The organism is Limimaricola soesokkakensis, from assembly GCF_900172345.1.
In the GTDB taxonomy this organism is placed as follows: Bacteria; Pseudomonadota; Alphaproteobacteria; order Rhodobacterales; family Rhodobacteraceae; genus Limimaricola; species Limimaricola soesokkakensis.
Map to the genome: position 1 here is coordinate 36,607 of NZ_FWFY01000014.1, position 7,641 is coordinate 44,247.

Sequence of the window (7,641 nt, forward strand, 5' to 3'; positions counted from 1 at the left end):
CGCCCCCGGACTATTGCAGCCGGATACCGTTCAGCCGCTGATCGCCGGGCAGCTTGGATCGTTCGAGGATGATCATCGAGATCGCCTGCGCACGCACCACGTTCATCGCGGCCAGGACCGGCGCGGCGTCGCGCTCGGGCATCGCGCCGAGCACGGTCACCGCCACCTCGATGTCGAGATCGTTCATGATCGTCGCCGCCTCGCGCGGCTTCATGTTCACGTAGAGCGCCACGAGACGCTCCACATCGGCCTGCCGCGCCTCGTCGATCTTGGTCAGCAGCCCTTCCAGCTCGCCGCGCAACTCCTCGAGCCGCGCCGTCTCAATCGCCAGCGTCTCCTCGGCCAGCGCGATCTCGGAAGCGCGGTCGTTCAGCGCCGCGCGCTGCTCGTCGAGCAGGCCGCGCTCGGTGGCGATGGCCGAGAGCACCTCTTCGGGGGCGGCGCAGCTTTGCGGGATCACGGTCTCGGCCGGGGCCGGCGCCGGTTCCGGCGCGGGCTCTGGGGCCGGATCGCCGGCGGCGGCGTTGGCCGCGCTGACGAAGAGGCCGGGCCGCGATGGCTGCGGCGCCGCGTCGGGCCCGGCATGCATACCGACGCCACCGATCAGCAGCGACGCCTTGGCGACACCGGCCAGCGCCAGCGCGCCGACCACCATCTGGAACGGGCGCGGTGTGATCATTGATCGCGCTCGCGCACGCTGTCGAAGAAGCCCTGCACCAGCTCGGTCTTGCCGGTCACGCGGGTGACGCCCGCCGCCTGCGCGCGGGCGCGCGCGGCCCGCGCCGCCTTGTCGCCGGACCGCGCCGGGATCTTCTCGCGGCTTGCGGAAAGCGGCGCCTTGGCCGGGCGGGCCTCGGCCTCACCCAGATCGCGCGCGGCCCCCGCGAGGTCGCGCACCGTTTCCTCGGAGCGGTCGACCGCCGCCGAATAGGCAGTGATCATCGGCTGCAGTTCGCGCAGCGTCTCCATCAGCAGGCGCACCCGGCGATCCACCATGATCGCATAGCACAGCACGCCAGCCAGCATCAGCAGGATCACAGCGTCAATCAGCATCGCCATCGTCGCGCTCCTTCTCGTCCGCAAGCTCCTGGGTGACGCGCAGCGCCACCGAGCCGTTCTTGCGCCGGCCCATCGCGGCGCGGAACAGCGCCAGACCGTTGCACGATACGGTGGCCTCGTGATCCATGTCGATGCCGAGGTCAATGATGTCGCCCGGTTTCCAGTCCAGAACCTCGCGCAGGCCGAGCCGCACCTCGTGCAGCGTCGCCGTCAGCCGCGCCTCGGAGCCCTCGATCGAGCGGCTCAGCGCCTCGCGCCAGCCGCTTTCGACGCCGAGGTCGCCGCCCGGAAAACTCTGCGACAGCAATGGCCGTACCGTCTGCAGCGTCGTGTCGGGAATGACGATGTGAAAGACGCCGCCGCGCCCCTCGAGGCTGACCTGCAACGCGATCCGCACCGCCGGGGCGATCGGCGGCGCCAGCACCGCGTTCGAGGGGCGGCTTTCGAGGTGGTCGTGCCTGAACTTCACCGGGCCCACCGGCTCGAAGGCGGCCTCAAGATCCGCCAGCACCAGCTCGGCCAGCTTCTGGCCGAATCGCTTTTCGATGGCGGTGAAGCTGCGCGGCGTCCACGGCCGCCCGTCGCCGCTGCGGCCACCCAGCATGATCTCGAGGGTCGAGAACAACAACTCCGGCGACAACGCGACCGCCAGCCGCCCGTCCCAAGGCTCGGCCCGCGCCACCGCGGTTAGGGCCGGCGCGGCGATCCCGTCGAGCGCATCGGCGCAGGGCATGTATTCGAAGGAGAGCAGCGTCACCTCGGCAGGCATCGCCGCAAAGCTCTTGAAGGCCCCGCCCAAGCCGAGGGCGTAGCGCTCGAAGATCGCCTCCAGCAATGGCAGCCGCTCGTAGCTGAGCGACGCCATCTGGATGATCTGCTCCTCGATGGTGCCCTCTTTCAGGCCGCCCTCGGGTTCACGCAGCGTGCGCTGGCTCATGCGATCTCCCCTTTCACTGGACGATCATGTCCGAGACGAGGATCTCGCGCGGCGCCTCGCCACCCGAGACCGCGCGGGCACGGCGCAGCAGTTCGGACTTCAGCTCCGACAGGCCAAGGCTGCCGCGCAGGTCGCGCTCGTCCAGCGTGCGCAGGTAGTCCTGAAAACTGTCGCGCATATAAATCTGCCGCTCCGGCAGCCGCGCCGCGTCCGGCGCGGTCGAATCGTAGATCAGCGCGAGGTCGAGCTTGAGGAAACGGCTGGTCTGGCGGCCCGAGGCGGTGGTGGCGGTAATGTTGACGATGATCTCCTCGAAGGGCAGCGCCATATGCGCCGGATCGGCCGCCAGCGCCGCGCGCACCTCCTCGGCCGCGGGCTCCGCCGGATCCGAGATCGTCTCGGTCTCGGCCGCATCGCCGCCCAATCCGGCCAGTTCGAGGATTCGTGCCGGGCCGACCGCCGCGATCAATCCGCCGCCCAAGGCGAGCACGGAGAGAAACACGAGCAATATCAGGCGCAGCCGACCGGGCCGCGCGCCGCTTGCCTTGCCGGCCAACTTGGCATTCGCTTCGGACATGTTGGTTCCCGCCATTGTCGGAACATGGACAATATGTGGTTTTCGGACCCAACAGGCAAGAACTTATCCATGACTATACTTGTTCCATGGAATGTTTTGAGGATAGTTTCGACACAAAGACCCGTATCGGCGAGGCTTTGCGTGCAATCCATCATCGACAACCTCGCGGCCCTCGGACGGCCTCGGCTCATCGCCTTGGGCGCAACCGGCATCGGTCTCGTGCTGGCGCTGCTGGTCGGGTTGAACCTCGTGCTGGCCCCGAACTTCGCGCCGCTCTACTCGGATCTCTCACTCGCCACGGCCGGTCGGGTGGTCTCGGCGCTGGAGCAGGACGGCTTCGACGTGGAGTTGTCGGGCGGCGGCACCATCGTGTCGGTACCGCAGGACGACGTGGCGCGGGCGCGCATGGCGCTGGCCGAGGACGGTCTGCCCGGCGAGGGCGGCGCCGGCTGGGAGATCTTCGACCAATCCTCCGGTCTCGGCATGAACAGCTTCATGCAGCAGGTGAGCCGGCTGCGCGCGCTCGAAGGGGAACTTGCCCGTTCGATCCAGACCATCGACGGCATCGACGCGGCCCGCGTGCACCTCGTGCTGCCCGAGCGCGAGGCTTTCTCGCGCACCCGGCCCGAGCCTTCGGCCTCGGTGATCGTGCGCGGCCGTGCCACCTCCTCGATCTCGCGCCGTCAGGGTCTCGCGATCCGAGCGCTGGTGGCCTCGGCGGTGCCCGATCTCGCCGCCTCGCGCGTCACCGTGCTCTCGGCCAGCGGCGAGACGATCCTGTCGGAAGAGACCGAGGGCGACGCCGGCGTGCAGGCGGCGGGAGCCTCGATGCAAGAGCGGCTGCAGCGCTCGATCACCGAGATGCTGACCGCCCGCGTCGGCGCCGGCAACGCCCGGGTGCAGGTCAATGTCGACCTCTCGACCGAGCGTCAGGTGATCCGCGAACAGAGCTTCAACCCCGATCAGCAGGTGGTGCGCTCGACCGAGACCCGCCAAGAGGAAAACCAGGACCGCGAAGGCACACAGCAGGAAGTCGGCGTCGGCAACAACCTGCCCCCCGAACTGGGCGGCGACGTGAATGGCGAGCAGTCCGCCTCGACCTCGACCCGCACCGACGAGATCGTCAATTACGAGATCGGCTCGACCCAGAGCGAGACGGTACGCGAGCCTGGTTCGGTGGAGCGGATCTCGGTCGCGGTGCTGGTCAACGGCATCTACAACGTCGCCGCGAATGGCGAGACGGTCTACGAGGAGCGCAGCCCCGAGGAGCTGGAGCGGCTCGCGGCGCTGGTGCGCTCGGCGGTGGGCTATGACGAGGCGCGCGGCGATCTGGTCTCGGTCGATAGCCTGCGCTTCATGGATTACTCGATGGATGTCGGCGCACCCATCGGGCTGACGTTGGGCCAGACCATCGCCCAGAATTTCGGCGCAATCCTGCGCGGCACCTTCGCCTTGGCGCTGGTCGCGGCGGTGCTGGCCTTCGGGCTGCGACCGATGCTGCGCCGCGTGCTGCCCGAGATGGCGCCGGGCCTGGCGCTCGCCGGGGCCGAAGGCGCGGGCCAGCTTGGCTACGAGGGCGGCCCGGCCGGGGCCGGGGCCCCGCGCCTGCCCGGCACCGCGGCGGCACCCGGCTCGGAACTTGGCCAGCCTGGGATGATCGGCGCGACGGGACCGGGACAACAGGCCGTGCTGCCCTACGAGCAGCAGATCGCGACCTGGGAGGGCGACGAGATGGTGTCGCTCGCCTCGGTCGAGGGCAAGATCGGCAAGCGTCGCCTCATCTCGGTCGGCGAAATGGTCGAGAACGAGCCCGAGGCCTCCCTGAAGGTGGTTCAGGGCTGGCTGGCCGAGGAGGCCTGAGATGTCGATCTTCGAACGGGATTTCGACCATGAAATCGCGCAGGAACGCCAGCTGGCGCGACGCGAGGCGCAAGCGCGCCATACCGATGACGAGCTACTCGCCGCCGTTGCCGCCGCCCGCGACGAGGCGCTGGCGCAAGGCCGCGCCGAGGGCCGCGCCGAGGCCGAGGCCGAGGCGCGCGCCGCTGAAGACGTGGCCCGCTCTGTGGCGCTGGAACGGATCGCCGGGCGGCTGGGCGAGATCATGGCGCAGGAGGCGCGGCACCGCGCCGCGCTCGAGGCGCAACTGCTCGACTACGCGGCCACCACTGCCGCGACCGTCCTGCCCGAGATCCTCGAGGCCCATGCCCATCGCCGCGCCCTGGCGCAGATCCGGCGCGGTCTCAGGCTCGGGCTCGGCGCGGCGCGGCTGGACATCACCCTGCCCCCGGGCTCGCAAGACTTGCAACGCGAGGTCGAGGCGCTGATCGCCGATCGGAACCTCGGCGCGCGCTCCCACGTCACCATTGATCCCGAACTCGTTCCCGGCGACGCCCGCGTCTTCTGGGAGGGCGGCAATCTCGACTACAGCTTCGCGCAGATCTGCGACGCGATCCTAAACACATTGCGGGCCAGCGCCCGCCCCCACCCCCAAGCGGAGGACCGCACGTGACGGAGACCCCTAGCAAGACCACCGGCGCCGAGTTTCCCGAGATCGAGGACGATGCCGCCGCCCTGTTCGACGACGCCCCCGAGGCCCAGGCCCCGAAGGGCGGGCGCAACATCGAGGCGATGCTCAATGTCGGTCTCGACGTACAGATTGTGCTGGGCCATGCCCGGCTGCCAATCGCGCAGCTTCTGAAATTCGGGCGCGGCTCGGTGATCGAGCTCGACAAGCGGATCGGCGAACCGGTCGAGGTGGTGATCAACGACCGCCTCGTGGCGCGTGGCGACCTCGTGAAGCTGGGCGATGCGCGGATCGGCGTCTCGCTGACCGAGATCGTCAAGGACTACGTCTCGGGCGACTGAGCACAGCCATGAACCGCAGCCTCCTCCTTTTCGCCACTGGCGCCCTTGCGCTCGCGGCCTGGCCCGCGCTGGCGCAGGACGGGGCGGGCGTGCTCGACGCGCTGGGCGACGTTTTCTCGGACGCGGCGCCGGGCTCTGACGAGCGCGCCTCCCTCTCGGGACGGATCATCCAGCTCGTGGCGCTGATGACGGTGCTATCGATCGCGCCGGGGCTGTTGATGATCATGACGAGCTTCACCCGCTTCGTGATCGTGTTCTCGATCCTGCGCTCGGCCTTGGGGCTGAACCAGACGCCGCCCAACATGGTGCTGTCCTCGATGGCGCTGTTCATGACCTTCTTCGTCATGCAGCCGGTGTTCGAGGATGCCTGGGAGGGCGGGCTGCAGCCGCTGATGAACAACGCGATCACCGAGGAGCAGGCGATCGCGCGGATCGGCGACCCGTTCCGCGCCTTCATGTTCGCCAACACCCGGCCGCGTGACATCGAGCTGTTCCAGGGGCTGGCGGCGCGAGCCGACGGCGCCGAGCCCGAGCCGCTGCCCGAGACCGCCGAGGCGACGTCCTGGCGCTCGCTGATCCCGGCCTTCATGATCTCGGAGCTGCGCCGCGCCTTCTCGATCGGGTTCCTGATCTACCTGCCCTTCGTGGCGATCGACCTGATCGTCGCCTCGGTGCTGATGAGCGCGGGCATGATGATGCTGCCGCCCGTGTTGATCTCCTTGCCGTTCAAGGTGATCTTCTTCGTGCTGATCGACGGCTGGTACATGCTGGCGGGCAGCCTGATGGAAAGCTACGTGCCACTGGCCGGAGGATGAGGATGAACGCGATGACCCCCGCGCCCGCGCGCAACGAGCCCAGCCCGGTCCGCGCCGCGGCGACGCCCCCCACCCCGCCGCTGCGCCGTCTGCGCGGTGCGGAGAAGGCGGCGATCCTGTTTCTCTGCCTCGGCGAGGAGCGCGGCTCGGAGTTGATGCGCAAGCTGGCGCCAGAGGACATCGCCAAGATCACCCGCGCGGTGGCGCGGCTCGGCGTGGTGCAGGCCGAGCTGGTCGAGCGGGTGCTGACCGAGTTCTCCGAAGGCGTCGATACCGGCGGCGGCGTGGTCGGCTCGCTGGCCACCGCCGAGGCGATGCTGCGCGCCTTCCTGCCCGAGGAACAGGTCGAGGCGATCCTGCGCGACATCCGCGGCCCGATGAAGGAGCGCGACCTCTGGACCCGCTTCTCGGCGATGAACGAGAGCGTCATCGCCACCTATTTGCGCGGCGAGCACGAGCAGACCGCCGCGGCGATCCTGTCCAACGTCGACACCGAGGTCGCCGCCAAGGTGCTGCCGCTTCTGGGCGAGGAGATGATGCGCGAGGTGGTCGAGCGGATGATCCGCATGGAGGCGGTGCCGCCCAAGATGATGGCGCAGATCGAAGAAACGCTGCAGACCGATATGCTCTCGGCCGGCGGCCAGTCGAGCGGCGTCGAGATGGAACAGCGCATGGCGGATCTGTTCAACAAGCTCGACCGCGACGTGTTCGAGGGGCTGCAGCAGGCGATCGACGCCCGCAAGCCCGGCGCGCTCGACGGCATCATGGCCAAGATGTTCACCTTCGAAGACCTCATCCGGCTCGACGCGCAGAGCCTCGCGCGGGTGATGCGCGGCCTGACCGGTAACACGCTGCCGCTCGCGCTGCGCGGCGCCTCCAAGGAGATGCGCGAGCATTTCCTCGACGCGCTGACCGCGCGGGCGCGCGACATGCTGCTCGACGAGATGAACACGATGGGACCGGTTCGCGGCCGCGACGCCCGCGCGGCGCAGACGATGATCGTCGACTACACCCGTCAGCTTGCCGAAGAAGGCACGATCGAGCTGCCGAGCGCAGCCGACGAGGAAGAGGACATCCTCGAATGACGACACAGGGCCGGAGCCGATCGCTCCGGCCCTGCTGGTTCCTATCCGAAGGCCGTGCCCCGGCGCGCCCGGCCTAGTAGGTCGAGCGCGGCATCGAAGTGATGATCGAGATGTCGAGGGTGATCGGCGTGAACTGCCCCCCCGCCCCGGCGCTGACGGCGGCGTTCATCAGGGCAAGCGCCGCGTTGGTCGAGCTGTTGACGCCGGACTTCGTGTCAGAGATCGCGACATAGGTCCGCTCGAGCTTCGCAAGCTCGTCCGGGTCCTTGAGCTTGGTGAGGTCGAACTTCGCCTTGAACA

Annotated in this window: 9 protein-coding genes and 1 pseudogene; 5 read left to right on the top strand and 5 right to left on the bottom strand. The window is 69.0% G+C overall.

The window, feature by feature from the left end; all coding sequences use genetic code 11:
- Window positions 1-10: 10 nt before the first annotated feature.
- The 4 genes from LOS8367_RS16855 to LOS8367_RS16870 are packed head-to-tail and all read right to left on the bottom strand — an operon-like array spanning window position 11 to window position 2,573.
- Entirely contained in the window at window positions 11-679 is a 669-nt protein-coding gene (locus LOS8367_RS16855; protein WP_085897712.1) for a MotE family protein, read from the bottom strand.
- A complete protein-coding gene (locus tag LOS8367_RS16860) occupies window positions 676-1,059 on the bottom strand; it encodes a hypothetical protein (RefSeq protein ID WP_085897713.1) in 384 nt (127 codons plus the stop codon). Before LOS8367_RS16860 ends, LOS8367_RS16855 begins: the two co-directional genes overlap by 4 nt.
- Window positions 1,043-1,996: a flagellar motor switch protein FliM gene (locus LOS8367_RS16865; RefSeq protein ID WP_085897714.1), complete on the bottom strand. Its 954-nt coding sequence runs from the start codon at window positions 1,994-1,996 to the stop codon at window positions 1,043-1,045. Before LOS8367_RS16865 ends, LOS8367_RS16860 begins: the two co-directional genes overlap by 17 nt.
- A 13-nt stretch (window positions 1,997-2,009) precedes the next feature.
- On the bottom strand, window positions 2,010-2,573 hold the full coding sequence (locus LOS8367_RS16870; RefSeq protein WP_085897715.1) for a flagellar basal body-associated FliL family protein: 564 nt from the start codon (window positions 2,571-2,573) through the stop codon (window positions 2,010-2,012).
- A 141-nt stretch (window positions 2,574-2,714) separates the two neighbouring features.
- Between LOS8367_RS16870 and fliF the strand changes: the two genes are divergently transcribed.
- From fliF to LOS8367_RS16895, 5 genes are read left to right on the top strand one after another with little or no spacing between them, the layout of a single operon-like run.
- Complete coding sequence (gene fliF / locus LOS8367_RS16875) at window positions 2,715-4,433, top strand: flagellar basal-body MS-ring/collar protein FliF (RefSeq protein ID WP_085897716.1); 1,719 nt, start codon at window positions 2,715-2,717, stop codon at window positions 4,431-4,433.
- 1 nt (window position 4,434) lies between these two features.
- The gene (locus LOS8367_RS16880; RefSeq protein WP_085897717.1) at window positions 4,435-5,085 is read left to right on the top strand and encodes a FliH/SctL family protein; all 651 of its coding nucleotides are present in this window, start codon (window positions 4,435-4,437) and stop codon (window positions 5,083-5,085) included.
- The gene (locus tag LOS8367_RS16885) at window positions 5,082-5,441 is read left to right on the top strand and encodes a FliM/FliN family flagellar motor switch protein (RefSeq protein ID WP_106535126.1); all 360 of its coding nucleotides are present in this window, start codon (window positions 5,082-5,084) and stop codon (window positions 5,439-5,441) included. The genes LOS8367_RS16880 and LOS8367_RS16885 overlap by 4 nt, the downstream gene beginning before the upstream one ends.
- A gap of 8 nt (window positions 5,442-5,449) precedes the next feature.
- The gene (gene fliP / locus LOS8367_RS16890; RefSeq protein WP_085897718.1) at window positions 5,450-6,256 is read left to right on the top strand and encodes a flagellar type III secretion system pore protein FliP; all 807 of its coding nucleotides are present in this window, start codon (window positions 5,450-5,452) and stop codon (window positions 6,254-6,256) included.
- Between the two features lie 11 nt (window positions 6,257-6,267).
- Window positions 6,268-7,341, top strand: a complete 1,074-nt coding sequence (locus LOS8367_RS16895; RefSeq protein ID WP_242665631.1) for a flagellar motor switch protein FliG — start codon at window positions 6,268-6,270, stop codon at window positions 7,339-7,341.
- Between the two features lie 73 nt (window positions 7,342-7,414).
- Here LOS8367_RS16895 and LOS8367_RS16900 read toward each other — a convergent pair.
- Window positions 7,415-7,641: pseudogene (locus LOS8367_RS16900) on the bottom strand (DUF1217 domain-containing protein); the annotation flags it as partial.

Coding starts and splice junctions, on each gene's coding strand:
- LOS8367_RS16855 (WP_085897712.1), bottom strand. CDS start 679: ATGATCACACCGCGCCCGTTCCAGATGGTGGTCGGCGCGCTGGCGCTG.
- LOS8367_RS16860 (WP_085897713.1), bottom strand. CDS start 1,059: ATGGCGATGCTGATTGACGCTGTGATCCTGCTGATGCTGGCTGGCGTG.
- LOS8367_RS16865 (WP_085897714.1), bottom strand. CDS start 1,996: ATGAGCCAGCGCACGCTGCGTGAACCCGAGGGCGGCCTGAAAGAGGGC.
- LOS8367_RS16870 (WP_085897715.1), bottom strand. CDS start 2,573: ATGTCCGAAGCGAATGCCAAGTTGGCCGGCAAGGCAAGCGGCGCGCGG.
- LOS8367_RS16880 (WP_085897717.1), top strand. CDS start 4,435: ATGTCGATCTTCGAACGGGATTTCGACCATGAAATCGCGCAGGAACGC.
- fliP (WP_085897718.1), top strand. CDS start 5,450: ATGAACCGCAGCCTCCTCCTTTTCGCCACTGGCGCCCTTGCGCTCGCG.
- LOS8367_RS16895 (WP_242665631.1), top strand. CDS start 6,268: ATGACCCCCGCGCCCGCGCGCAACGAGCCCAGCCCGGTCCGCGCCGCG.